This window comes from Octadecabacter sp. SW4 (genome assembly GCF_008065155.1).
Classification (GTDB): domain Bacteria; phylum Pseudomonadota; class Alphaproteobacteria; order Rhodobacterales; family Rhodobacteraceae; genus SW4.
On the sequence record NZ_CP042819.1, the window covers coordinates 1,418,081 to 1,441,582 of the forward strand.

Annotated in this window: 22 protein-coding genes and 1 tRNA gene; 15 read left to right on the top strand and 8 right to left on the bottom strand. The window is 60.9% G+C overall.

Annotated elements, in window-relative coordinates; genetic code table 11:
* Positions 1-87: 87 nt before the first annotated feature.
* The 4 genes from FTO60_RS07020 to FTO60_RS07035 all read right to left on the bottom strand — a co-directional run bounded on the left by FTO60_RS07020 (position 88) and on the right by FTO60_RS07035 (position 2,978).
* Positions 88-1,296 (bottom strand): NADP-dependent isocitrate dehydrogenase, encoded by a 1,209-nt coding sequence (locus FTO60_RS07020; protein ID WP_148055288.1) that lies wholly within the window; start codon positions 1,294-1,296, stop codon positions 88-90.
* Between the two features lie 99 nt (positions 1,297-1,395).
* Positions 1,396-1,977, bottom strand: coding sequence for an HD family hydrolase (locus FTO60_RS07025; protein ID WP_148055289.1), 582 nt, complete (start codon positions 1,975-1,977; stop codon positions 1,396-1,398).
* Between the two features lie 88 nt (positions 1,978-2,065).
* Positions 2,066-2,320, bottom strand: a complete 255-nt coding sequence (locus FTO60_RS07030) for a hypothetical protein (RefSeq protein WP_148055290.1) — start codon at positions 2,318-2,320, stop codon at positions 2,066-2,068.
* A 4-nt stretch (positions 2,321-2,324) separates the two neighbouring features.
* Positions 2,325-2,978, bottom strand: coding sequence for an alpha/beta hydrolase (locus FTO60_RS07035; RefSeq protein ID WP_148055291.1), 654 nt, complete (start codon positions 2,976-2,978; stop codon positions 2,325-2,327).
* A gap of 190 nt (positions 2,979-3,168) precedes the next feature.
* On the opposite strand from FTO60_RS07035, the gene FTO60_RS07040 reads away from it, so the two are divergent.
* The 10 genes from FTO60_RS07040 to FTO60_RS07085 all read left to right on the top strand — a co-directional run bounded on the left by FTO60_RS07040 (position 3,169) and on the right by FTO60_RS07085 (position 11,328).
* Positions 3,169-3,627, top strand: coding sequence for an Rrf2 family transcriptional regulator (locus FTO60_RS07040; RefSeq protein ID WP_148055292.1), 459 nt, complete (start codon positions 3,169-3,171; stop codon positions 3,625-3,627).
* Positions 3,624-4,670 carry a cysteine desulfurase family protein gene (locus FTO60_RS07045; RefSeq protein WP_302849708.1) on the top strand — a complete coding sequence of 349 codons (1,047 nt, stop codon included), beginning with the start codon at positions 3,624-3,626 and terminating at the stop codon, positions 4,668-4,670. Before FTO60_RS07040 ends, FTO60_RS07045 begins: the two co-directional genes overlap by 4 nt.
* A 13-nt stretch (positions 4,671-4,683) precedes the next feature.
* Complete coding sequence (gene sufB, locus FTO60_RS07050; protein ID WP_148055294.1) at positions 4,684-6,207, top strand: Fe-S cluster assembly protein SufB; 1,524 nt, start codon at positions 4,684-4,686, stop codon at positions 6,205-6,207.
* 12 nt (positions 6,208-6,219) lie between these two features.
* On the top strand, positions 6,220-6,813 hold the full coding sequence (locus FTO60_RS07055; protein WP_148055295.1) for a hypothetical protein: 594 nt from the start codon (positions 6,220-6,222) through the stop codon (positions 6,811-6,813).
* Positions 6,814-6,843: 30 nt separating this feature from the next.
* On the top strand, positions 6,844-7,599 hold the full coding sequence (gene sufC / locus FTO60_RS07060; protein ID WP_148055296.1) for a Fe-S cluster assembly ATPase SufC: 756 nt from the start codon (positions 6,844-6,846) through the stop codon (positions 7,597-7,599).
* Entirely contained in the window at positions 7,599-8,891 is a 1,293-nt protein-coding gene (sufD, locus tag FTO60_RS07065) for a Fe-S cluster assembly protein SufD (protein WP_148055297.1), read from the top strand. Before sufC ends, sufD begins: the two co-directional genes overlap by 1 nt.
* Positions 8,891-9,382: a hypothetical protein gene (locus FTO60_RS07070; protein WP_148055298.1), complete on the top strand. Its 492-nt coding sequence runs from the start codon at positions 8,891-8,893 to the stop codon at positions 9,380-9,382. The genes sufD and FTO60_RS07070 overlap by 1 nt, the downstream gene beginning before the upstream one ends.
* On the top strand, positions 9,372-9,992 hold the full coding sequence (locus tag FTO60_RS07075) for a Yip1 family protein (protein ID WP_148055299.1): 621 nt from the start codon (positions 9,372-9,374) through the stop codon (positions 9,990-9,992). Before FTO60_RS07070 ends, FTO60_RS07075 begins: the two co-directional genes overlap by 11 nt.
* Positions 9,985-11,205 (top strand): cysteine desulfurase, encoded by a 1,221-nt coding sequence (locus FTO60_RS07080; protein ID WP_148055300.1) that lies wholly within the window; start codon positions 9,985-9,987, stop codon positions 11,203-11,205. The genes FTO60_RS07075 and FTO60_RS07080 overlap by 8 nt, the downstream gene beginning before the upstream one ends.
* 46 nt (positions 11,206-11,251) lie before the next feature.
* A tRNA-Arg gene (locus tag FTO60_RS07085) sits at positions 11,252-11,328 on the top strand.
* 191 nt (positions 11,329-11,519) lie between these two features.
* Here the strand turns inward: FTO60_RS07085 and FTO60_RS07090 are convergent.
* A complete protein-coding gene (locus FTO60_RS07090; RefSeq protein WP_172623828.1) occupies positions 11,520-14,210 on the bottom strand; it encodes a peroxidase family protein in 2,691 nt (896 codons plus the stop codon).
* Between the two features lie 146 nt (positions 14,211-14,356).
* The gene (locus FTO60_RS07095) at positions 14,357-14,926 is read right to left on the bottom strand and encodes a DUF882 domain-containing protein (protein WP_148055302.1); all 570 of its coding nucleotides are present in this window, start codon (positions 14,924-14,926) and stop codon (positions 14,357-14,359) included.
* A gap of 336 nt (positions 14,927-15,262) precedes the next feature.
* On the opposite strand from FTO60_RS07095, the gene FTO60_RS07100 reads away from it, so the two are divergent.
* Genes FTO60_RS07100 through FTO60_RS07115 form a run of 4 tightly spaced genes read left to right on the top strand, consistent with a single transcriptional unit; the run spans position 15,263 to position 19,491 of the window.
* Complete coding sequence (locus FTO60_RS07100) at positions 15,263-16,873, top strand: murein L,D-transpeptidase (protein WP_148057083.1); 1,611 nt, start codon at positions 15,263-15,265, stop codon at positions 16,871-16,873.
* 23 nt (positions 16,874-16,896) lie between these two features.
* A complete protein-coding gene (locus FTO60_RS07105; RefSeq protein WP_148055303.1) occupies positions 16,897-17,958 on the top strand; it encodes a UDP-3-O-(3-hydroxymyristoyl)glucosamine N-acyltransferase in 1,062 nt (353 codons plus the stop codon).
* A 60-nt stretch (positions 17,959-18,018) separates the two neighbouring features.
* Positions 18,019-18,276: an acyl carrier protein gene (locus FTO60_RS07110; RefSeq protein WP_148055304.1), complete on the top strand. Its 258-nt coding sequence runs from the start codon at positions 18,019-18,021 to the stop codon at positions 18,274-18,276.
* A 3-nt stretch (positions 18,277-18,279) separates the two neighbouring features.
* Entirely contained in the window at positions 18,280-19,491 is a 1,212-nt protein-coding gene (locus FTO60_RS07115) for a beta-ketoacyl synthase (RefSeq protein ID WP_148055305.1), read from the top strand.
* A 48-nt stretch (positions 19,492-19,539) separates the two neighbouring features.
* Here the strand turns inward: FTO60_RS07115 and FTO60_RS07120 are convergent, their stop codons facing one another.
* Positions 19,540-20,187: an invasion associated locus B family protein gene (locus FTO60_RS07120; RefSeq protein ID WP_148055306.1), complete on the bottom strand. Its 648-nt coding sequence runs from the start codon at positions 20,185-20,187 to the stop codon at positions 19,540-19,542.
* Between the two features lie 424 nt (positions 20,188-20,611).
* On the opposite strand from FTO60_RS07120, the gene FTO60_RS07125 reads away from it, so the two are divergent.
* A complete protein-coding gene (locus FTO60_RS07125) occupies positions 20,612-22,150 on the top strand; it encodes a helicase HerA-like domain-containing protein (protein WP_148055307.1) in 1,539 nt (512 codons plus the stop codon).
* A gap of 40 nt (positions 22,151-22,190) precedes the next feature.
* Here FTO60_RS07125 and FTO60_RS07130 read toward each other — a convergent pair whose 3' ends face one another.
* Positions 22,191-23,483: an HlyC/CorC family transporter gene (locus FTO60_RS07130; protein WP_148055308.1), complete on the bottom strand. Its 1,293-nt coding sequence runs from the start codon at positions 23,481-23,483 to the stop codon at positions 22,191-22,193.
* Positions 23,484-23,502 lie beyond the last annotated feature (19 nt).

The following is a 23,502-nucleotide window of genomic DNA, read 5'->3' on the forward strand; positions in this document are numbered from 1 at the left end:
GCAGGCAAATGCAAAAGGGCCGCCTATCCGGACGGCCCCTGCAGGAAAGCTGGATCGATACCCAGCTTTCGGCATAAAAACAGTGGCTTACATTGCCTTGTTCATGTTCTCATCGACCTTTTCAAGGAATCCTTCGGTGGTCAGCCATTTCTGGTTTGGACCAACCAGCAGGGCCAGATCCTTGGTCATGTCGCCGCTTTCCACGGTATCCACGACAACCTTTTCCAGCGTTTCCGCGAACTTGAGCAGTTGCGCGTTGTCGTCCAGTTTCGCGCGGTGCTTCAGTCCGCCCGTCCAGGCATAGATCGACGCGATGGAGTTGGTGCTGGTCGCCTCGCCCTTCTGATGCTGGCGGTAGTGGCGAGTGACGGTGCCGTGGGCCGCTTCGGCCTCGACGGTCTGGCCATCGGGGGTCATCAGCACGGATGTCATCAGCCCCAAGGAGCCAAAGCCCTGTGCCACGGTATCGGATTGCACATCGCCATCGTAGTTCTTGCAGGCCCAGACATAGCCGCCATTCCACTTCATCGCGCAGGCGACCATATCGTCGATCAGGCGGTGTTCGTAGGTGATGCCCGCCGCTTCGAACTTGTCTTTAAATTCAGTGTCATAGATGTGCTGGAACAGTTCCAGAAAGCGCCCGTCATACTGTTTCAGGATCGTGTTCTTGGTGGACAGATAGACCGGCCAGCCCTTGTCCAGACCATAGTTCATGGAGGCGCGGGCAAAGTCGATGATCGATTTGTCCAGATTATACATCGCCATGACGACACCTGAATCCGGTGCATCAAACACTTCGCGCTCGATCTCGGTGCCGTCTTCACCAACGAACTTGATGGTCAGCTTGCCCTTGCCGGGGAATTTGAAATCGGTGGCGCGGTATTGGTCGCCAAAGGCGTGACGGCCCACGACGATGGGTTTGGTCCAGCCGGGCACAAGGCGCGGCACATTCGAGCAAATGATCGGCTGGCGGAAAATCACGCCACCCAGAATGTTGCGGATCGTGCCGTTGGGGCTGCGCCACATTTCCTTCAGGCCAAACTCTTCGACACGGGCCTCGTCAGGCGTGATGGTCGCACATTTGACGCCAACACCGTATTTCTGGATCGCATGGGCCGCGTCCACGGTGATCTGGTCATTGGTGTCGTCACGGGCCTGAATGCCAAGGTCATAGTATTTCAGGTCAATGTCGAGATAGGGCAGGATCAGCTTTTTCTTGATAAAGTCCCAGATGATGCGGGTCATCTCGTCGCCGTCGAGCTCGACGACAGGGTTGTCTACCTTGATCTTGGTCATGGGGGTGTCCCTTTGGCTGGATTGTGTTTGAAGGCGGCATAGCGCATTCCGGCGCTGGGGGAAAGGGCTGTATGCAATGGTATACGGTTTTGTCGCAGGCTAGCGGTTTTCCGCGAACCACGCATCAATGCGGGTCTTGATCGCCTCCCAGATCGCGGGGGCGCCGCGTTCCACCTTGGCACCGACACGGGTTTGCAGTTGATCACGGGTCACGTCATAGTCGATCCAGCTGCGCCCGCCGCTTTCCAGATTGGACATCAGCGGCTGCACCCGATCCAGCGACTTGGCAAAAACCGCATCGTCAGTTTCAGCCGCTTCAAATTCTTCCCACAGGTCGCGCAGATCGCGGCCCTGATCGTCCGGCAACATCCCGAACAGCCGATCCGCCGCCGCCTGTTCCACTGCCGCCATTTCGGCCGGGTCGTGATCGCCGTGGATCGGATTGTCACCGGCATCAATTTCCACAAGGTCGTGGATCAGCAGCATCCTGATCACCCGGTCGATGTTCACGGCGGTCACCGCATGTTCGGCCATCACCAGTGCATAAAGTGCGATATGCCAACTATGTTCGCCGGAATTTTCACGCCGTGTGTCGTGACACAGTGTTGTTGCACGCAGCACCGATTTCAGTTTGTCCGCTTCGGTCAGAAACGCCAGTTGTTGCGTGATCCGCTTGCTCATGTGGTAACCGTCGCGCGGGCAGGGCGGCGAACACCCGCCGCCAGCATCGCGTCAATAAACGCCGGATCAGGAAAGCCGTGGCAGGCGGTCACTCGGGCTCGCGCGGGGTGATCTTGCCCGGCGTCGCATTTTTGGCCGCGATTGCGCGCCGGTTCAGCAATGCGCGCGCGCGGGTTTCGGCGCGTCGCACGCGCACGGCCGTCAAATAGGCCTCTTGCAGGGTCTGCGAGGAGGCGCCGAGGATCTCGCCGACCTCGTCCACCACCTTTTCATCGCCCGAGCGTTCCTGATCAGCCAGCGCCAGCTGGGCCAGTTCGTCTGCGGTATCTTCCAACTGTCCCATGTCGTCAGCGCGTGTTCTCGGTCAGGCGGCGTTTCACATAGCCCGACACGGTGTCGATCATCGTGTCCATATGCGGATCCTCAAAGAAATGCCCCGCGCCTTCGATTTCATCATGGGTGACGGTGATACCTTTTTGTTCGTGCAATTTGTTCACAAGGTTCACGGTATCCTGCGGCGGCGCCACGCGGTCGGCCGTGCCGTTGATTACCAAACCCGAGGACGGGCAGGGCGCAAGGAAACTGAAGTCATACATGTTGGCAGGCGGGCTGACGCTGATGAAACCGGTGATTTCGGGGCGGCGCATCAGCAGCTGCATCCCGATCCAGGCACCAAAGCTGAAGCCCGCGACCCAGCAGTGTTTCGCGTTGTTGTTCATGGATTGCAGGTAATCAAGCGCTGACGCGGCATCAGACAATTCGCCGATCCCCTGATCGTATTCGCCCTGCGATCTGCCCACACCGCGAAAGTTGAAGCGCAGCACCGTGAACCCCATATTGTAAAACGCGTAATGCAAATTATAGACCACGCGGTTATTCATCGTCCCGCCAAATTGCGGATGCGGGTGCAACACGATGGCAATCGGTGCGTCACGTTCTTTCTGGGGGTGGTAACGGCCTTCAAGCCGGCCTTCGGGGCCGGGGAAAATCACTTCGGGCATAGGCATCCCTGCTTTGGTGTTGCAGGCGCGCGACGCATTCTTGACGAAAACAATCAGGCACCTTAGAAAGGTTCTAAATGCCGTAGCCGCGCCTTTTGGGGTGCACTCCGGCCTGACCGAGTTAATGGCGCGGTTGTCGCGCGTCAATGCAATAGCGCCCCGATGCGGGCGTGATCAGGGGTAAATCGCCATGAAACTGAGCACCAAGGGACGCTATGCGATGGTCGCGCTGGCCGATCTGGCGTTGCAGCCTGCGGGCGCGCTGGTATCCTTGGGCGAGATTTCGGGGCGGCAGGATATTTCGCTGCCCTATCTTGAGCAACTGTTTGTGAAACTGCGCCGCGCCGGGCTGGTCGAAAGCGTGCGCGGCCCAGGGGGCGGATACCGTCTTGCCCTGCCGCCCGCCGACATCCGCGTGGTCGATATTCTGGCCGCCGTGGATGAAACCGTCAGCGCGATGCACAAAGGGGCGGGCGCATCGGGTGGCGCCTCGGGCAGTCGCGCGCAATCCCTGACCAACCGCCTGTGGGAAGGGCTGAGCGCGCATGTTTACGTGTTTTTGCACCAGACCCGCCTGTCGGATGTGGTGAAAAACGATCTGGTCCCATGTCCCGCAGTGCCCAACCTGTTCGAGGTCGTGGACGAGTGAAACCGCGCATCTATCTTGACCACAACGCCACATCACCGCTGCGGCCCTGCGCGCGCGCGGCCATGATCGCGGCGATGGACTGTGTCGGCAACCCGTCCTCGGTTCACGCCGAGGGGCGCGCCGCCAAGGCGATTGTTGAACGCGCCCGCGCGCAGGTTGCAGCGGCCGTGGGGGCCAGCGGCGCGGATGTGGTGTTTACCTCGGGCGCGACCGAGGCTGCGGCGCTTGCGCTGGCCGGGCGCGGGCTGCGCGGCGCCGAGATTGAACATGACGCGGTGCTGGGCTGGATTGACCCGGACCTGCCGGTGGACGCGCAGGGGCAGGTGACCGTGACGGACCCCGCCACGACAACATTGCAACTGGCCAACTCGGAAACCGGCATCATCCAGGACTTGCCCCAGGGGATCGCCGTCAGCGATGTGACGCAGGCGATTGGCCGCATCCCCTTTGCCTATAGCTGGTCAGGCGCGGGGATGATTTTCCTGTCGGCCCACAAGCTGGGCGGGCCAAAGGGTGTCGGCGCGCTGATCTTTGCCCAAGGCACGGATATCGCAGCGCAAATCAGGGGTGGCGGGCAGGAAATGGGCCGCCGGTCAGGCACCGAAAACGTCGCAGGAATCGCCGGATTCGGGGCAGCCGCCGAAATGGCCGCGCAAGAATTGGCGGATGGCACCTGGGATCGGGTTGCCATTCTGCGGAATATTCTAGAAGAGGCTCTTGCTGCCGACGCAAAGGAAACTATTTTTGTCGGGAATGGCGCGCAACGCCTGCCCAATACCTCGTGTTTCATCACGCCGGGCTGGAAGGGCGAAACGCAGGTCATGGCGATGGACCTTGCCGGATACGCGATCAGCGCAGGCTCGGCCTGTTCCAGCGGCAAGGTGCGTGCCAGCCGTGTGCTGCGCGCGATGGGATACGGTGATGATCTGGCCGCGAGCGCTGTGCGCGTCTCGCTGGGGCCGGACACGACCGAAGACGAGGTGCTGCGGTTCGCGCAGGACTGGAACGATACGTTGAAACGGCACCGCGCACGCGCTGCCTGAAAGGGGTTAAAACATGACCGCACTGGATAAAGTAGACGTCAAAGACGGCGTTGATCAGGACACAGTCGAAGCCGTGCAGGCACTTTCGGGCACCTACAAGCACGGTTGGGACACGGATATTGAAATGGATTATGCCCCCAAGGGGCTGACCCATGATATCGTGCGCCTGATTTCGAAGAACAACGACGAACCCGAATGGATGCTGGAGTGGCGACTGGCGGCCTATGAACGCTGGTTGCAGATGAAGGAACCGGACTGGGCGATGGTCGATTATCCCGAGATCGACTTTCAGGACCAGTATTACTATGCCCGCCCGAAATCGATGATGGAAAAGCCCAAAAGCCTGGACGACGTAGACCCCAAGCTACTGGCAACATACGAAAAACTTGGTATTCCGCTGAAGGAACAGATGATCCTTGCCGGCGTCGAAGGGGCCGAGGATGTGCCTGCGGACGGGCGCAAGGTGGCCGTGGATGCGGTGTTTGATTCCGTGTCTGTCGGCACCACATTCCAGGCCGAGTTGAAAAAGGCTGGTGTGATCTTTTGTTCGATCAGCGAGGCGATCCGCGAACACCCCGAGCTGGTGCGCAAATACCTCGGCTCGGTTGTGCCGGTCTCGGATAATTTCTATGCTACGCTGAACAGCGCGGTGTTTTCCGACGGGTCGTTCGTCTACATTCCACCCGGCACAAAATGCCCGATGGAGCTGTCCACCTATTTCCGCATCAACGCCGAAAATACCGGCCAGTTCGAACGCACCCTGATCATCTGCGACAAGGGCGCCTATGTGTCCTACCTTGAGGGCTGCACTGCCCCCAAACGTGACATCGCCCAATTGCACGCCGCCGTGGTCGAGATCGTGATCATGGAAGACGCCGAGGTGAAATATTCCACCGTGCAAAACTGGTATCCCGGCGATGAAAACGGCAAGGGTGGCATCTATAACTTTGTCACCAAACGCGCCGATTGCCGCGGCGACCGCGCCAAGGTGATGTGGACCCAAGTTGAAACCGGCTCTGCCGTGACGTGGAAATACCCTTCGTGCATCCTGCGTGGTGACGATTCACAAGGCGAATTTTACTCCATCGCCATCGCCAACAACTACCAGCAGGCCGACACGGGCACGAAAATGGTCCATCTTGGCAAGCGCACAAAATCGCGGATTGTGTCCAAGGGGATTTCAGCGGGCCATGCGCAGAACACCTATCGCGGGCTGGTGTCGATGCACCCGCGCGCCAAGGATTCGCGCAATTATACCCAGTGCGACAGCCTGCTGATCGGCGATAAATGCGGCGCGCACACGGTGCCCTATATCGAGGTCAAGAATAATTCGTCACGGGTCGAACACGAGGCCACGACCAGCAAGATCGACGACGATCAGATGTTCTACTGCCGCTCGCGCGGGATGGACGAGGAAGAAGCCGTCGCGCTGATCGTCAACGGTTTCGCCAAGGAGGTGTTGCAGGCCCTGCCGATGGAATTTGCCATGGAAGCGCAGGCGCTGGTTGCGATTTCTCTCGAAGGATCAGTGGGTTAAAGGCCGCAGTTAATGTCTGACGTGATCACGCGCCCTCATCTGACCCTGCCCGAGGCCGAGGCCGACTGGCTGCGCGCGGCTTACGGCGATGCCTCGGTGATCCTTGAATACGGGTCGGGCGGGTCCACCGTCATGGGCGCGGAAATGGACGGCAAAACCATTTTTTCCGTCGAAAGCGACAAGGGTTGGCTGGACGGGATGCAGGCCTGGTTTGATGCAAATCCGCCCAAAAGCACCGTGCATCTGCATCACGCCGATGTGGGGCCGACGGGTAAATGGGGCATGCCGACCCACGAAAAACGCTGGCGCAAATGGCACCGCTATCCGCTGGGGATTTGGGAGCGCGAGGATTTTATCGCCCCCGATCTGGTGCTGGTAGATGGGCGGTTTCGCGCGGGCTGTTATCTGGCGACGCTGTTCAGCACCGCCAAGCCCGTGACGGTCTATTTTGACGACTACCTTGAACGCGCACCCTATCACGCGATCGAACGCTATGGAAAACCGACCGAAATACGCGGGCGCATGGCCCGTTTCGATATAGAACCTATGACCATTCCGCCTGCCGATCTGGGCTGGGTGATGGCCACGATGACCAAGAAACAATGACGGCGCAACGCGCGCGACTAGGAGAGTATTATGCTTGAGATCAAAGGCTTGAAGGTCAAACTTGAAGAAGAGGACAAGCAGATCCTCAAGGGGGTGGACCTGACGCTTGAGGCGGGCAAGGTGCATGCGATCATGGGGCCGAACGGATCCGGCAAATCGACGCTGTCTTATGTGCTTTCGGGCAAGGACGGCTACGAGGTCACCGGCGGCAGCGCCACGCTTGACGGTGTTGACCTGCTGGACATGGAGCCCGAAGAACGCGCCGCTGCCGGCTTGTTTCTGGCGTTCCAATACCCCGTCGAAATTCCCGGCGTGGGCAACATGACCTTTTTGCGCACCGCCGTGAATGCGCAGCGCAAGGCCCGCGGGCAGGACGAAATGTCAGCCGGTGAGTTCCTGAAAGTTGTGCGCGAAAAGGCGAAGACCCTGAAAATCGACGCCGATATGCTGAAACGTCCGGTCAATGTCGGCTTTTCGGGTGGCGAAAAGAAACGTAACGAGATTCTGCAAATGGCGATGCTGGAACCCAAGATGTGCGTGCTGGATGAAACGGACTCCGGCTTGGACGTGGACGCGATGAAACTGGTCTCCGAAGGGGTGAACGCCCTGCGCGATGCCGGTCGCTCGTTTCTTGTTATCACGCATTATCAACGACTTCTGGATCACATCAAACCTGATGTCGTGCATATCATGGCCGATGGCCGGATCGTCAAGACCGGTGGGCCGGAACTGGCACTTGAAGTAGAAACCAATGGCTACGGCGACATTCTGGCGGAGGTGGCCTGATGGCACTGCCGCAGATGAAAGCCGATACAACGCACGCGCGCCTTGCTGCGCTTGACCTGCCAGACGGGGCCGGTTGGGCCACGGATTTGCGCCGCGCCGCGATTGCGCGCGTGACCACGATGGGCCTGCCGCACGGGCGCGACGAATACTGGAAATACACCGATCCAACCAGCCTGAACGCGGTTGATGCTGCTCCTGCGAAAACCTTTCATGTGGTCGATGAAGCCCCGCTTTTCGGGGATATAGACCGGGTAGAAATCGTTTTTGTGGATGGCGTATTTGATGCTGACCTGTCTGGCGATCTGACCCTTGCCGGGGTCGAAATTGACCGGCTTGCCGATGCGATGTCCCGCGATATCCACTGGGTCAAAGACCTCTATGGCACGCTGGAAACCGCCGGTCAGACACCGGTGCAACGCCCGCTTGCCGCGCTGAATACGGCCTTTGCGACGGACGGCGTGGTGATCCGCGCAACCGCCCGCGCTGCCAAACCCGTCTGCCTGACATATATCCACAGCAAAGATGCATCCGATGCGATCCTGCACCACGTGATCAAAGTTGAAAAAGGCGCCTCGCTGACCCTGCTCGAGGTTGGCCCCGCCGCTGCGCGGTTCAACAAGGCGATGGAAGTTGATGTCGCCGATGGCGCGGCGTTTCACCACATACGCAGTCAGGGCCGCGTGCACGAACGCCGCGCCGTGACCCATTCCTTTGCCCGTCTCGGGCAGGAGAGCGTGTTGAAATCGTTTACACTTACGGCGAATGGGGCGTTGACCCGCAACGAGTTCGTCATTGAAATCACCGGTGACGATGCCGTGGCCCATGTGGCCGGAGCCGCCCTTGGGGACGGCGCGGATTTTCACCATGACGACACGGTTTTCATCACCCACGATGCGCTGAACGGCGAAAGTCGACAGGTGTTCAAAAAGGTGCTGCGCAACGGCGCAACAGGCGTGTTTCAGGGCAAGATTCTGGTCAGGGAAGGCGCGCAAAAGACCGATGGCTACCAGCTGAGCCAGGCGCTGTTGCTCGATGATGACAGCGAGTTTCTGGCCAAGCCGGAACTGGAAATCTATGCCGATGATGTGGCCTGTTCGCATGGCTCTACCACGGGTGCAATTGACGAGGACGCGCTGTTTTACCTGCGCTCGCGTGGGGTGCCACACGGCAAGGCCACCGATATGCTGGTGCTGTCGTTTCTGGCCGAAGCGCTGGAGGAAATCGAGGATGAAGCACTGGCTGACGAAATCCTGACCCGCCTGACAGGCTGGTTGGCGCGCAGGAACCACTGATGCCCATTACGAGCGATATCCTGCGCACCTATCGCGGCCCGCGCCGCGTGGTGCGCGACCTGCTGGCGCGGGGCCAGCGCGAGGACCGCGCGATCATGTGGCTGATGGCCGGTTGCCTGATCGTGTTCCTGTCGCGCTTGCCAGCGCTGCAACGGGCGGCCGTCCTGGGGCAGGGCGATTTCACGCAGGATGCGGCCTATGCCTTTTTGGGGCTGATGATGATCGCGCCGCTGATGTTTTACGGGCTTGCGGCCCTCGGGCAGGGCATCGCGCGCCTTTTTGGCGGGCGTCCCACGGGTTACGGCGCGCGGCTGGCGCTGTTCTGGGCCTGGCTTGCGGCAACGCCGGTGATCTTGCTTTACGGTCTGTTGGTCGGCCTGAACGGGGCCGCCGAAACGGGGACGCAAGCGGTCGGTCTGCTTTGGGTCGTCGTGTTCATCGTGTTCTGGGTGCAGGGTCTGCGCGAAGCGGGCAGATCTCATGACGCTTAGCGGATTTTTCCAACTGGTCTGGGAGACGATCCTTGATCCTGCCGCCGCCGCGCACAGGGTTCTGGCCTTGAATATATCGCGCGAGAATCTTTGGCTGGCGGTGCTGTTGGCCACAGTCTTGTCGGCCATCGCGGGCGGTATCTCGCAGGCGATCGTTCCGGTCGAACCGATGGTCGTTGAAACCGTCAACGGGCCGGTCAGTATGAACATGTCGCCCGCGTCGCCGATGATGCAGGGGGTTTTTGTCGGCGCGTCCCTCGTCCTGATGATCTTTGCGCTATATTTTACGGGGCAGGCCCTGGGCGGACGTGGCACATTTCCGGGCACGCTGGCGCTGATGGCCTGGCTGCAAATTGTGATGGTCGTCCTGCAAGTCGCCACGCTTGTGCTGATGCTGGCGGTGCCCTTGTTTGGCGCTATTCTTGTGTTTGTGTCGTTTGTGGTGTTCCTGCGCGGCATGGCGATTTTCGTCAAGGAACTGCACGGGTTCGATAGCTTGGGCCGCGCGATTGCGACAATGATTCTGGCCTTTCTCGGGGTCGCCGTCGGGTTGGCCATCATCCTTCTTTTCATCGGCGTCGGCGCAGGCGGAGCAGACATAAATGTTTGACATCAAAAAGGTGCGGGCTGATTTTCCGATCCTGTCACGACAGGTGAACGGCAAGCCGCTGGTCTATCTGGACAACGGTGCCTCTGCGCAAAAACCGCAAGTGGTGATTGATGCGGTAACGCGCGGCTACGCCGAAGAATACGCCAATGTGCATCGCGGGCTGCATTTTCTGTCCAATCTTGCGACCGAAAAATACGAAGGCACCCGCGCCATCATCGCCCGCTTTCTGAACGCTCCGCGCGAGGATGATATCATCCTAAACTCCGGCACGACCGAGGGTATCAACATGGTCGCCTACGGCTGGGCCATGCCGCGCATGCAGGCGGGTGATGAAATCGTGCTGTCGGTGATGGAACACCACGCCAATATCGTGCCCTGGCATTTTCTGCGCGAACGTCAGGGGGTCGTGATCAAATGGGTCGATGTGGACGCCGATGGCAACCTTGATCCAGCCGCTGTGATCGACGCGATCACCTCGCGCACGAAACTGGTCGCGGTGACGCAGGTGTCCAACGTTTTGGGCACGATTGTCGACGTCAAGGCGATCACCACGGGCGCGCATGCGCAGGGGGTTCCTGTCTTGGTGGATGGGTCGCAGGCGGCGGTACATATGCCCGTCGATCTGGCCGATATCGGCTGCGATTTCTACGCGATCACGGGGCACAAGCTTTATGGGCCATCCGGGTCCGGCGCGATCTATGTCCACCCCGAGCGGATGGCTGAAATGCAGCCATTCATGGGTGGTGGCGATATGATCCGCGAGGTGTCCAAGGACAGCGTCACCTATAACGATCCGCCCATGCGGTTCGAGGCGGGCACGCCGGGCATCGTGCAGACCATCGGATTTGGTGTGGCGCTAGAGTATATGATGGGGCTGGGGATGGCGAATATCGCCGCCCATGAAGCCGCCATCTGTGACTATGCGCGCGATCGATTGACGGGCCTTAACTGGCTGAACCTGCAGGGAAATCCAGCGCAAAAGGCGGCGATTTTCAGCTTTACCCTGGACGGTGCGGCCCATGCCCATGACATTTCCACCGTCCTTGATAAACGGGGCGTGGCGGTGCGGGCCGGAACCCATTGTGCCATGCCCCTGATGGAACACATGGGACTGGGCGCGACCTGCCGCGCGTCATTTGGCATGTATAACACCACCGACGAGGTTGATGTGCTGATCGACGCGCTGGAACTTTGCCACGATCTCTTTGCATAACTTGCCCTTGCGAGGGGGCCGCCTATGGATTATCCGAAAGCCCTAGGCACCCATAGCTCAGCTGGATAGAGCGCTGCCCTCCGAAGGCAGAGGCCAGAGGTTCGAATCCTCTTGGGTGCGCCATATTTCCCGTCGAATTTGGATATCCAAGGGCGAGCGATGGCCCGTGGGGTGGCGTACTATCATTCATATTTGGCACTTTATGGCAGCCAATTGCGTTGGTCATGTCGGGCTGGTGCGCGACTGGCCAAAGCGCCAGCCCGTCGGGACGGGCCATCGCTCGCCCGGCGCCTGCGGCTTGATTCCGGGCGTAATCACTCCCGCAACACCTGCGCCTCGCGCACCGTGACCCCCATGCGCGCGCTCGGGCCGTAACCGGCGGGGTTGTCGGCCAGTTCGGGGAACAGCGCCAGAACTTCGGCGCGGGTCGTGTGATCCATCGCCGACAAGGCCTGTTGGCCGGGGTGGAAGCTTTCCGATGGGATGCCTTCGGCCATGACAATCTGGTGGCTGTCAAACATCAGGTGAATATAGGTCACCATATCGGCAGGGGCCGGGCGGATCGTGGTATCATTGACCAACCCCTTGGCGGGGGCCAGAACCTCGCCTGCGCCGCAGTGCAGTTCCACCTGCCAGCCCTCCAGCATCATCCGGTGCTGCGGTGAGACAGTCAGATCGCGGCTATTGCCCAGCGCCCCGGCGGCGATACGGATCGGCGTGAACGGGCCGTTTGCGGGCACTGTAACCTGGCCGATCCAGCGGATCGGTTGCAGGCCCGCGTCCAGCGTCCAGACCTGATCACCGATCTGCAACCCTTCGATCTGGCGGATGCCACCAGCGGCGATGATCCGCGTCGTCGGCGTGAAACAGGTGACCATCTCGATGCTGCGAAACGCCGTGGTTTCGCCGGTTTCCGTGCCGTCCGCGTTCAGGTAGACGATCGTGCCATTGCCGCCCTCGGGGCCGCCATTGCCCCAGTCAACGCGGAATCGCCCGCCTGTCATGCCAAGGGTATCCTGACCCGCGCCGCCGCTGATTTTGCCAACCTGCGCCCCGGCCGCGAGGGTAAGCGTATCGTCACCGCCGCCCAGACGCACCGCACCATCCACGCTGGCCCCGACCGCGATCTTGACGGTGTCGTCGCCACCGCCCGTGCGGATATCATCGCCCACGGTTGCGCGCCCCGTAAGCGTGACCGTATCGGCCCCGGCACCGGTGATGATATCCCGGGCGACGCCGGCCATATCGGACAGGGTCACGACGTCATTGCCCGCGCCTGTGCGGATATTACCTCCCACGCGGGCCGTGCCGGTCAGCGTGACCCTGTCGTCGCCGTCGCCTGTGCGAATGTCACCGTGGATATCGCCGCTGCTGGCCGTCACGGTATCGCCGCCCCGGCCGGTAATCAGATCGCCGCGCAGCTGCGTGCCGCCGGACAGATCGACGCTGTCGTCGCCCTTGTGGCTACGGACGCTGTCGTTGATGTCTTGCGCAACCAGATCCATCTGATCGGCCCCCCATGTGCCTGCGGGGGCCTTGGCCACATCCAGATCGCGGGCGGCGGCGACAAAGGGGTCGTCCTGCACCATGTCCACATCGGTCGTGCGTTCGATGATATCAGCCAGCCCACCGGCTATGACCTGGGCGATGATCTCGGGGCCTAAGGCGGGATCAAGCTGACCAAAGGTTTCATCGGCTGCGCGGGTGCGAATGAACTGCTCGGCGACGATATAGGTGAAAAGCGGGCCAAGCTGCGCACCCTCAACCGCGTCTTCGGCCAAGCCCCCAACCCAAAGGGGAACATCCTGAACGCTGTCGAACACACTGGCAAATTGCGCCTGAAGGGCAGGATCGGCGGTGATGATGCTGAAATCATCCGGGTCCAACGTATCGGGGGCGATATCCCCCAACAGGGCCGCGCGCGTATCTACATAGTTTTGCAGGCCGTGGTCCTGACCGCGCAGCAGGTTCAGCGCCACAAGGGAAAAGCCGCTGACTCCGGTCGGTGTTTCAAGAAAAAAATTCAGATCATCAACGACTTGCGTATCAAGTTCCTGGGTCGTGTTGCCCAGCATTCCACGGATCAGCGGATCAATGCCGCCATCCTCGACGATTCCGTGATCAAAAAACGCCTCCATCAGGCCCGGCGATCCACCTGTCGCCTGCGTGCCATCATCGTCCAGACGGTCCAGCACCGATGAAATCATGGTGTGGCCAAAGCGAAAGGCGGCGGTGGAAAATTCGACGCTGATCTGGCCATCTGCCTCGGGGTCGTAGTCATAATCTTCGGGAACCGCGTCGCCCACCAGATGTGGCAACCATTGATCATAGGTCACCTTCTGGATTTCAAATTCGACGATGCTGCGTGCGCCTTTGAACAATTGTTGGTCATCCCAGTCGGGATGGGCCTGTGCCAATTGCTCGGCCCAGTAATTGTGTTCGCGCGCCATCATCGTTTGTAGCGACAGCAGGTTGGGGTTTTCATTCGCGCGCACATCGCCCGCCAGATAGACCGGATCATCTGACGTGATATCGCCCGCCATCTCCGTCTGTGGCGTGGCCTTGGGCAGCAGACCGTTGTCAGAGGAATTATCGAACGACAGCTTGAGCTTGCCCCCCTCGAAGCTGCGCACATCCTCGTTTCGCGCGGCCGATGAGCCGTAGATCTGGCTACCATCAAGCTGCCATGTGATCGTGTTGAGCGGCACGCGCGGATCGTCCGTGCCCCCGGCAAAGGCAGAACGTGGCACCGGCGCGACCAGACCCTCGGCCGTCATCATTTCGCCATTGCCTTCGGGGGTCAGCGCCAGATCGTGGTCAATAAACTGACCCCAGATCGTAAACATATTCGACAGACCAGCGCCATTGGCCATATCGCCGTCCTGATCGAACAGAAGCTGCGAAATCGCCACCGGGTCCAGATCGCCCGCAAGCGTGCCGAGTCCGTCCCCGTAATTCGCCTCTGTAAGGCGAATTTGCGATTCGGCGTCAGTTAGAATTGGCATACCCACAGCCCACAGATATTCCCCCCGCACGAGGATCGCGTCTGGACCCGCCATAGGTCAAATTCTTTTCATAAAGACAGGGTTAATAAGCACGTAACCCGCACAGTTGGCTGCGCGGGTTCATATTGTTGCCGATGTAGGGAAAGTCAGCTACCCCAGCTGCGCACCTGACCACAGTCCATGTGCACGAAATTAGAGCCGGAATAGCGGCCCACGCCGCCTGCGCGCGTCGAGGCGGCAGCGCGGGCGATTTGCCCGACAGAGCGACTTGAGAGACGCAGGTCAGCGGCCTGACCACGCAGGTGCAGTGAATTGCGGGCAACGCCCGAGGACTGCGCGCGCAGCATCGCGTTGGTTTGCGGCGACCGATAACCGGAAATCAGCATATAAGGCTCGTTTACGTCCAGTAGGTTGTGGGTCGCGGCCATGATATCAAGCGTGCGGGTGTCGATATCGCGGCGCTGACCGTTGCGCCAGTCGCGCATGAAAATGTTAATCTCTTCGACAGCTTCGCGAATGTATTGCCCTTCGATCCAGTAGATCGTGTCAATGCGTTCGCCGGTGCGACCGGAATACATGCGCATGCGGCGCACATCGCCCGCACCGCGTAAAAATCCTGCTGCGCTTGAATAAGTCGGTGCGGCTACAAGGGTGGTTGCCGCGAATGCACCCAGTAGGGCGCGCCGGGTCATGCCCGAAGAGCGTTCATTCATCATAATTGCGCCTGTCCCGTCGCTTACCTCGTGGTTCGTTTTGTTACGAACCGATTGTCATCTCATCCCCAGATGCCCCGCTTCTATGCCACAAGTCGAATCGCAGACCAAGCCAGTTTTAGGGTTTGCGCATTAAGGAAGGGGAAATCGGCGAAATTTTGCGCAAAATGTGCAGATTTGCCGATTTGTCACGAAAATGCGCAAGCGTGACCGTGGCGCAACGGCGGCCATTGGCGGTCAGCCGCGATTGCGGCTACAATCGGGACCGGTGCCGCCCAACCCGGTGGTCCGGCACGGTGGTTCGTATCGGGCCCAAAAAAACAAGGAACTTGCACCATGATGATGCCCGCTGTCCGCATACCGATATTTCGCAGCTTGACCGTGGTGGCATTGGCTTTTGCGCTGCTCCTTCCCGCCAGGCAGGTCACCGCTCAGGTGACGGCCTTCCGTCAGGCCGTTGCAGAATCCGCCGCCCGCGACGAGGCGCTGGCCGAATTTTACCGTGCACGCGCCTTTGAAGGTATCTGGACGGGCTCCTCGGGGCGCGACCTGGCGCGGCGCACCGCGCTGCTGGCTGCGTTCAGCGAGGCGGGCAGTCACGGGCTTCCTGCTGGGCGCTATGACCCCGAGGCTGTCATGGTGCAACTGCGCGGCGCCACCACCCCCGCCGCGCAGGGCCGCATCGAAGTCGAACTGAGCCGCCTGTTCCTGCAATATGCCCGCGACATCGAGACCGGTGTGCTGGTGCCGGGGCAGGTCATCGCGCAGATCAAACGCGAGGTGCCGTATCGGTCGCGCCTTGAGACATTGACGGCGTTTGAACAGTCCTCGCCCGCTGCCTTCCTGCGCGCGCTGGCCCCGTCCGCGCCTGAATACACGCGCCTGATGCGCGAAAAACTGCGCCTAGAACGGCTGCTGGCGCAGGGCGGTTATGGGCCGACCATATCGGCTGACTCGCTGGCGCCCGGTGCAACGGGCCAACCGGTCGTGAACCTGCGTAATCGGCTGATTTTGATGGGGTTCATGGAACGCAGCGCGACCCAGTCCTATGACGCCAGCATCCAGCTTGCCGTGCAGCGGTTCCAGCAGGCGCATGGCCTCGAGGCCGATGGCGTGGCGGGCGCGGCCACGCTGCGCGCGTTGAATGTGCCGCTGGCGAACCGCCTGGAACAGGTGATCGTCGCGATGGAGCGTGAACGCTGGCTGAACCGCCCGCGCGGAAGCCGCCACATCTGGGTCAATCTGACCGATTTCACGGCGCGGATCGTCGATAATGACCGGGTGACTTTTGAAACCCGTTCCGTGGTCGGTGCCACCCCACGTGACCGTCAAACCCCAGAATTTTCCGATCTGATGGAATTCATGGTGATCAACCCAAGCTGGTATGTGCCCCGGTCCATCGCGGTGAACGAATACCTGCCGATGCTGCAACGCAACCCCGGTGCCGTCAGCCATATCGAAATCACCGACAGCAATGGTCGGGTTGTGAACCGGAGTGCCGCGAATTTCGCGCAGTATACCGCAAGCACCTTTCCGTTTTCCATGCGCGAACCCCCCAGCGCCGGTAATGCTCTGGGCCAGGTCAAGTTCATGTTCCCGAACCCCTATAACATCTACCTGCACGACACCCCGGCACAAAGCCTGTTTGCGCGGCAGGTGCGCGCCTTCAGCCACGGCTGTGTGCGCCTGAATGACCCTTTTGATTTTGCCTACACGCTGCTGGCCCGCCAGACGGCCGACCCCGAGGCGTTCTTTCAGGCACGTCTGCGCACCGGTGTGGAAACCCGCGTTGATCTGGACGATCCGGTGCCGGTGCATATTGTTTACCGCACGGCCTTTACCACCGTCACCGGAGAATTGAACTTTCGCCCCGATATCTATGATCGTGATGCGCGGATCTGGGATGCGCTGGCGGCACAAGGCGTTGCTGTTCGCGCAATTGGCGGCTAAGCCTCCACCGCGGAGGGCCATCCATGAGCTACACAGTTGAACAGATTGCGGCGGCGTTGGGGGCGCAAGCCTATGGCGATCTGTCCATTTCCATCACCGGCGCTGCGGAACCCGCCACTGCCGGGCCTGACGATCTGGCGCTTGCGTTATCCCCTGCCTTTGTCGGCGATCTGGCATCGGGGGACGCCCGCGCGGCGGTGATCACTGCCGATACGGATTGGCAGGCGGCGGGGCTACAGGCGGCGATCATCGCCCCGCGTGGGCGTCTGGCGATGGCCGGGCTGACCCGGATGCTTGATGCGCAGCCCGCATTTCCCGCCCTTGGTGATATTCACCCCAGTTCCGTCACCGATGGTGCCTGGATCGGGGCGCATTGCAGTATCGGCCCCTTTACCCATATCGCCGCAGGCGCGCGCATTGATGCAGGTGCGCGGATCGCCAGCCATGTCAGCATCGGCGTCGGCACCGTGATCGGTGAAAACGCGACGATCCATGCCGGTGTGCGGATCGGCGCGGGCGTGACCATTGGCACAGGCGTCACGATCCAGTCGGGTGCCGTGATCGGCGCTGACGGGTTTTCCTTTGTGACCGAAGGCCTGTCTGGGCCGGAACAGGCCAAGGCCACGGGCGGCAGCGCAAGGCTGACCCCGTCCGAACACGCCGCATGGCACAAGATCCATTCCCTGGGCGGGGTCGAGATTGGCGATGATGTCGAAATCGGCGCCAACAGCACGATTGACGCGGGCACCATCCGCGCCACCCGCATCGGCCGCGGCACCAAGATCGACAACCTTGTGCATATCGGTCACAACGTCACGGTGGGCGAGGATTGCCTGCTTTGCGGTCAGACGGGCATCGCCGGATCGGTGGTGATCGGCAATCGCGTGGTGCTGGCAGGGCAAACCGGTGTCGGTGATCACCACACCATCGGCGATGATGTGGTGACGGGGGCGGGCACGATGATCCTGTCCAATGTGCCTGCAGGCAAGGTCTTGCTGGGCTATCCTGCGCAACGCATGGATCAAAGCATTGCCAGCTACAAGGCGCTGCGCCGCCTGACGCGCAAACCCGACAGTGGCAAATAGCTGTTTCAATAGATCGGCAGAGTGACTACATCACCTGCAACTTGTTTTGGGGGGTCGCGGATGACCATCGCACAGAATGTGACACGTATTCTGGCCGAACAGGCCTTGATCGAACCAGGCGACGTCAAGCCGGAACACACGCTGGCCGATCTCGGGATCGACAGTCTTGGGCTGGTCGAAAGCATTTTCGCGATCGAAGAAGCCTTTGATATCAACGTGCCGTTCAACGCCAACGATCCCAGCGAAAGCGATTTCGACATCTCGTCGGTGGCGGCGATCATCGCCGCGGTCGAAACCCTTGTGAAGGACCAGTCCTAGGCGATGGCGCAGCGGGTTGTCATCACCGGGGCTGGCACGATCAACGCGCTGGGGCATGATGTGGCCAGCACACTCGCGGCAATGGCCGAAGGGCGCTGTGGCATTGGCCCGCTTGATATTCGCGATGTCGATCGGCTGGCGGTGAAAATTGGCGGACAGGTGCGCGACTATGTCGAGGACGCGCATTTCAACCGCCAGCAAATCGCCCTGTATGACCGCTTTACCCAGTTTACCCTGCTGGCCGCCGCGCAGGCGTTGGAGCAGGCGGGGCTGACATTTACGGGACAGTTGGCGGATCGTTCGGGTGTGATCCTTGGCAATTCGGGCGGCGGGCTCAATACGCAGGACGATAACTATCGCGCGGTCTATGAAGAAGGCAAAAACCGCGTGCACCCGTTCATCGTGCCAAAGCTGATGAACAACGCCGCCGTCAGCCATGTGGCGATGCAATACAACCTGCGCGGCCCGTCTTTTACGGTGTCCACGGCCTGTGCATCGTCAAATCACGCGATGGGACAGGCGTTTCAAATGATCCGCACGGGGCTTGCCACGGCCATGATCACCGGCGGCTCCGAAGCGATGCTGTGCTTTGGCGGGGTCAAGGCCTGGGAAGGTCTGCGGGTGATGTCCAAGGATGCCTGCCGTCCGTTTTCGGCCACCCGCAACGGCATGGTGCAGGGCGAGGGCGCGGGCGTGTTCGTCTTCGAGGAGCGCGATCACGCAATGGCGCGCGGCGCGGATATTCTGGCCGAAGTCGTCGGTTTTGCCATGACCTCGGACGCGGCTGATATTGTGATGCCCTCGAAACAGGGGGCGGCGCGCGCAATCGCGGGCGCTTTGCGCGACGCTGGCGTGAACCGCGACGCGGTCGGCTATATCAACGCCCACGGCACCGGCACGGCCGCCAACGACAAGACCGAAAGCGCTGCGGTGGCTGATGTGTTCGGCCCACATGCCGACAAGCTGATGATATCAAGCACGAAATCCATGCACGGCCACCTGATTGGCGGCACGGGGGCGGTGGAATTGCTGGCCTGTATCATGGCGCTGCGGGACGGGGTAATTGCGCCCACCATCGGCTATGAAGAGCCGGATCCCGAATGCGCGCTTGACGTTGTGCCCAATGTTGCGCGGGACGCATCGGTTGATGTGGTGCTGTCCAACGCCTTTGCCTTTGGCGGGCTGAATGCGGTGATTGCCCTGCGCAAGGCGTAACGCCGCCCCGGGGCGGGGCGGCGCCTGATTGTGTGTAACTTTATCTGGCTACTCGGCTGGCGCTGCTGTCGCGCCGTCCGTTGCACCGGAAATGGCCGCATCCATCGCAGCCGTAAAGCCGATCAGTGAAATTGTCAGCTCGACCCGTTGATCGGGGGCGACTGCGGGGACGATCACCAGCTTTGCCGCACCACCCGCCTTGAACTGGGCGATATCGGCGGCCGTAAAGCCGATCCGCGAAATGCAGCCCGAGGACAGCATCGGCGACGCGGGACGTTCCGAACAGTAGGTAAAGGGATACATGCGCGCCTCACCACCGTCGATCGACATGCGCAGATTGGCCGTCAGCAGCGTTTCCATCGGTGCGACGATCGTGGCACCAGCGGCCGCTTCCCCGCCCTCGGGCAGGGGGATCAGACCGATTTCAGCAACCGAATTGTCATCCTGATCTTTCAGCAGTTGGTAAAGCGTGCAAAGATCGGCCCCGTCCGGGTTATTCACGCAGCGCAGCGACCAGTCGTCGAACACAGCCGCGACAAACGGCTGACCGGGCTGCAGTTGGTCGGCGGGCACGGGTGTGCCCATATCGAACGCGGATGGATCGGCGGGGGCGTCCTCGGTCGTTTCCTGCGCCGCAAGGGGGGCGGCCAGCGCCATCAGCAGGGCCAGGGTCAGGGGCATCAATGAATTACGCATAATTTGGTCCACTCGGTTGTTGTTGGGTCCAGTTAACATGGGTCCGGCGGTATGTCAGCGGGAAATCCGGGGCTGGCAAGGGATTGCCGATCACAAATCCTTGCCCCAAAACGAGAAAAAGGGCCGCAGACGCGCACCCTTTTTCCATTCTCCCTATCGGACTTGGCCGACTTGCTGCGCGAACGCTACGCAAAGCGAAATCTGCCGTCAACTGTAAAATTTATGTGTCAATCGCTTGCTAAACCGGTCAGTTCATTAAAAAAACCGCGCCCGAAGGCGCGGCAAGTCTGACAGGGAGGTTGCCAGCCCGTTTCCCGGAGGACATTGGGACGCGGGCATGTTTAGACTGGCATGGAATGGTTAAGAATGTATTTTGCCGCGAGAGTTTTCTCGCGGGCACAGGCAACAAAGGGCAGGATCAGGGATGAGTGACGGAATTTTCATTGGCGGCGGTGGGGCCGAGTATGCGCAGGCGCAGAACCTTTTGCTGGGCTATGCCAATCGCCACGGGTTGATCGCTGGGGCCACGGGCACCGGCAAGACCGTCACGCTGCAAATTCTCGCCGAAGGGTTTTCGGCCGCCGGGGTTCCGGTGTTCCTGTCGGACGTCAAAGGCGATCTGTCGGGTCTTGCCAAGTCCGGCAGCGTCGATTTCAAGCTGCACGACCCTTTCATGAAGCGCGCAGCGACCATCGGCCTTGATCTGCAATATGACCGGTTTCCGGTCACGTTCTGGGACTTGCTGGGCGAACAGGGCCACCCGATCCGCGCCACGGTTGCGGAAATGGGGCCGCTGTTGCTGTCGCGCCTGCTGGAACTGACCGAGGCGCAGGAGGGCGTGCTGAACGTTGCGTTCCGCGTGGCCGATGAAGAAGGGCTGCCGCTGCTTGATCTTGAGGATCTACAGGCGCTGCTGGTCTGGGTCGGGCAAAACGCCCGGGACTTGTCCCTGCGCTATGGCAATGTGGCCGCGTCATCCGTGGGCGCGATCCAGCGCGCGCTTTTGGTGTTGGAAAACCAGAACGGCGCGCAATTGTTCGGCGAACCGGCGCTGGACCTTGCCGATATGATGCGCGTGGGCGCGGACGGGCGGGGCGATATCAACATTTTGGCCGCCGATCGGCTGATGGGGAGCCCGCGCCTTTATGCGACCTTCCTGCTGTGGTTGCTGAGCGAACTGTTCGAGGAACTGCCCGAGGTCGGCAACCCCGACAAACCCAAGCTGGTGTTCTTTTTCGATGAAGCCCACTTGCTGTTTGACGATGCGCCCAAGGCGCTGGTGGACAAGGTGGAACAGGTCGCGCGGCTGATCCGATCCAAGGGGGTGGGTGTGTTTTTCATCACCCAGAACCCTGCCGATGTGCCCGAGGATGTGCTGGGCCAGCTTGGCAACCGGGTGCAGCACGCCCTGCGCGCCTTTACCGCCAACGATCAAAAAGCCCTGCGTCAGGCGGCCGACACATACCGCCCCAATCCCGCCTTTGATACCGCCGACACGATCCGCGATGTGGGCACCGGCGAAGCGATCACATCGATGCTGGAAAACAAGGGCGTGCCGGGGATCGTGCAGCGCACGCTGATCCGCCCGCCGTCGTCGCAACTAGGGCCGATCACCGTGGCCGAACGCGCCGCGATCATGGCCGCCTCGCCGATGGCCGGTAAATACGATGAACGGCTGGACCGTGATTCAGCCGCCGAAATGCTGGCCAAACGGGCCGAAACCGCCGCCGCCGCCGCCGAAAAGGCCGAAGCCGAGGAGGCCGCGCTGGAAGAAAAGGAGCGCGAATTCAAGGCCGCGCGCCGCTACAGTGGTGAAAAGGTCGAACGCTCCACCTCGCGCGGCCGCCGCAAATCCGAAGGCTTTGGCGAAGCGATCGCAAATGTTGTCGTCAAGGAGCTGAAAGGCACCACCGGGCGACGCATCGTGCGCGGGATCTTTGGCACCCTGTTCAAGGGGCGCTGATGATCGCGCTGGCGGGCAACGCAATCGGATCGCCTGGCGCCTAAAGCGGGCGAATCCGCAGGGCTACCAGCCGGTTCTCCTCTTTTTCGACGACTTCGAACCGGAAGCCGTGAAAGCTGAAGACCTGCCCCGTGGTCGGGATCATCTGAGCCTCGTGGATCACCAGACCGGCGATGGTGTTGGCCTCGTCGTCGGGCAGGGTCCAGTCGGTGGCGCGGTTCAGATCGCGGATCGTCATGGCGCCATCGACAACATAGCTGCCGTCTTCAGCGCGGGTGATCGTCTGTTCCTCGTCGGTGTCGAATTCATCCGTGATCTCGCCGACGATTTCTTCCAGAATGTCCTCGAGCGTGATCAGCCCCTGCAGGGTGCCATATTCATCGACCACCAGCGCAAAATGCGTGGAGCGGCGCAGAAACTGGCGCATCTGGTCGTCCAGCGTGGTGGTTTCGGGCACGAAATAGGCGGGCATCGCCACGCTGAGGATGTCGAACGCGGCCAGCTCGGTGGGTTCGATCCGCCCGTCACCCAGCATCTTGTGCAGCGCGCGCAGCAGGTCTTTGGCGTGCAAAACACCAAGGATATTTTCAGGCTCGTCACGGTAGAGCGGCAGGCGGGTGTGCGGGCTGTCCAGCGACAGGCGCAGGATGTCCATCACGGGCAGGTTTGCATCAATCATCGCGATGCCGGACCTGTGCAGCATGATTTCCTCGACCGTGCGGGCCGACAGATCAAGCGCGCCCAAGATCCGGTCGCGGTCCTCTTTTTCGACAACCCCTTCGGAATGGCCAAGATGCAGCGCGCCTGCGATTTCCTCGCGCACGGCCAGAATGTTGCTGTCGGGGTCGGTTTGCACGCCAAACACGCGCAAGACACCGCGCACCAATACCCGCACCGCCGCCACCACAGGCGCGAACAGCATCACGATCACGCTGATCGGACGGGCCACGCGCGAGGCGGCAAGTTCGGGGTTGGTGATCGCATAGGTCTTGGGCAGAACTTCGGCAAAGACCAGCACCAGCAAGGTCATGACCAGTGTGGCCAGCGCCACGCCGCTTTCGCCAAACAGCCGCGTGAACAGGGCCGTGGCCAACGATGTGGCCAGAATATTCACAAGGTTGTTGCCCAGCAGGACCGACCCGATCAGCCGTTCGCTGTCGTCGGTGATATGCAGCGCGCGTTCGGCCCCCTTGTCACCACGCCCCGCAGCCGAGCGCAGCTTGCCGCGCGATGCCGCCGTCAGCGCCGTTTCCGAGCCGGAAAAGAACCCCGACATCACCAAAAGAACAAGGATCGCACCGGCGGTGATCCAGAAAGCAGCGTCAGTTAACATGGGAGGTCCTAAACATGAT

Excerpts from the sequence above, each read along its gene's own strand:
- FTO60_RS07020 (WP_148055288.1), bottom strand. The coding sequence starts at position 1,296 with ATGACCAAGATCAAGGTAGACAACCCTGTCGTCGAGCTCGACGGCGAC.
- FTO60_RS07025 (WP_148055289.1), bottom strand. The coding sequence starts at position 1,977 with ATGAGCAAGCGGATCACGCAACAACTGGCGTTTCTGACCGAAGCGGAC.
- FTO60_RS07030 (WP_148055290.1), bottom strand. The coding sequence starts at position 2,320 with ATGGGACAGTTGGAAGATACCGCAGACGAACTGGCCCAGCTGGCGCTG.
- FTO60_RS07035 (WP_148055291.1), bottom strand. The coding sequence starts at position 2,978 with ATGCCCGAAGTGATTTTCCCCGGCCCCGAAGGCCGGCTTGAAGGCCGT.
- FTO60_RS07040 (WP_148055292.1), top strand. The coding sequence starts at position 3,169 with ATGAAACTGAGCACCAAGGGACGCTATGCGATGGTCGCGCTGGCCGAT.
- sufB (WP_148055294.1), top strand. The coding sequence starts at position 4,684 with ATGACCGCACTGGATAAAGTAGACGTCAAAGACGGCGTTGATCAGGAC.
- FTO60_RS07055 (WP_148055295.1), top strand. The coding sequence starts at position 6,220 with ATGTCTGACGTGATCACGCGCCCTCATCTGACCCTGCCCGAGGCCGAG.
- sufC (WP_148055296.1), top strand. The coding sequence starts at position 6,844 with ATGCTTGAGATCAAAGGCTTGAAGGTCAAACTTGAAGAAGAGGACAAG.
- sufD (WP_148055297.1), top strand. The coding sequence starts at position 7,599 with ATGGCACTGCCGCAGATGAAAGCCGATACAACGCACGCGCGCCTTGCT.
- FTO60_RS07070 (WP_148055298.1), top strand. The coding sequence starts at position 8,891 with ATGCCCATTACGAGCGATATCCTGCGCACCTATCGCGGCCCGCGCCGC.
- FTO60_RS07075 (WP_148055299.1), top strand. The coding sequence starts at position 9,372 with ATGACGCTTAGCGGATTTTTCCAACTGGTCTGGGAGACGATCCTTGAT.
- FTO60_RS07080 (WP_148055300.1), top strand. The coding sequence starts at position 9,985 with ATGTTTGACATCAAAAAGGTGCGGGCTGATTTTCCGATCCTGTCACGA.
- FTO60_RS07090 (WP_172623828.1), bottom strand. The coding sequence starts at position 14,210 with ATGCCAATTCTAACTGACGCCGAATCGCAAATTCGCCTTACAGAGGCG.
- FTO60_RS07095 (WP_148055302.1), bottom strand. The coding sequence starts at position 14,926 with ATGATGAATGAACGCTCTTCGGGCATGACCCGGCGCGCCCTACTGGGT.
- FTO60_RS07100 (WP_148057083.1), top strand. The coding sequence starts at position 15,263 with ATGATGCCCGCTGTCCGCATACCGATATTTCGCAGCTTGACCGTGGTG.
- FTO60_RS07105 (WP_148055303.1), top strand. The coding sequence starts at position 16,897 with ATGAGCTACACAGTTGAACAGATTGCGGCGGCGTTGGGGGCGCAAGCC.
- FTO60_RS07110 (WP_148055304.1), top strand. The coding sequence starts at position 18,019 with ATGACCATCGCACAGAATGTGACACGTATTCTGGCCGAACAGGCCTTG.
- FTO60_RS07115 (WP_148055305.1), top strand. The coding sequence starts at position 18,280 with ATGGCGCAGCGGGTTGTCATCACCGGGGCTGGCACGATCAACGCGCTG.
- FTO60_RS07120 (WP_148055306.1), bottom strand. The coding sequence starts at position 20,187 with ATGCGTAATTCATTGATGCCCCTGACCCTGGCCCTGCTGATGGCGCTG.
- FTO60_RS07125 (WP_148055307.1), top strand. The coding sequence starts at position 20,612 with ATGAGTGACGGAATTTTCATTGGCGGCGGTGGGGCCGAGTATGCGCAG.
- FTO60_RS07130 (WP_148055308.1), bottom strand. The coding sequence starts at position 23,483 with ATGTTAACTGACGCTGCTTTCTGGATCACCGCCGGTGCGATCCTTGTT.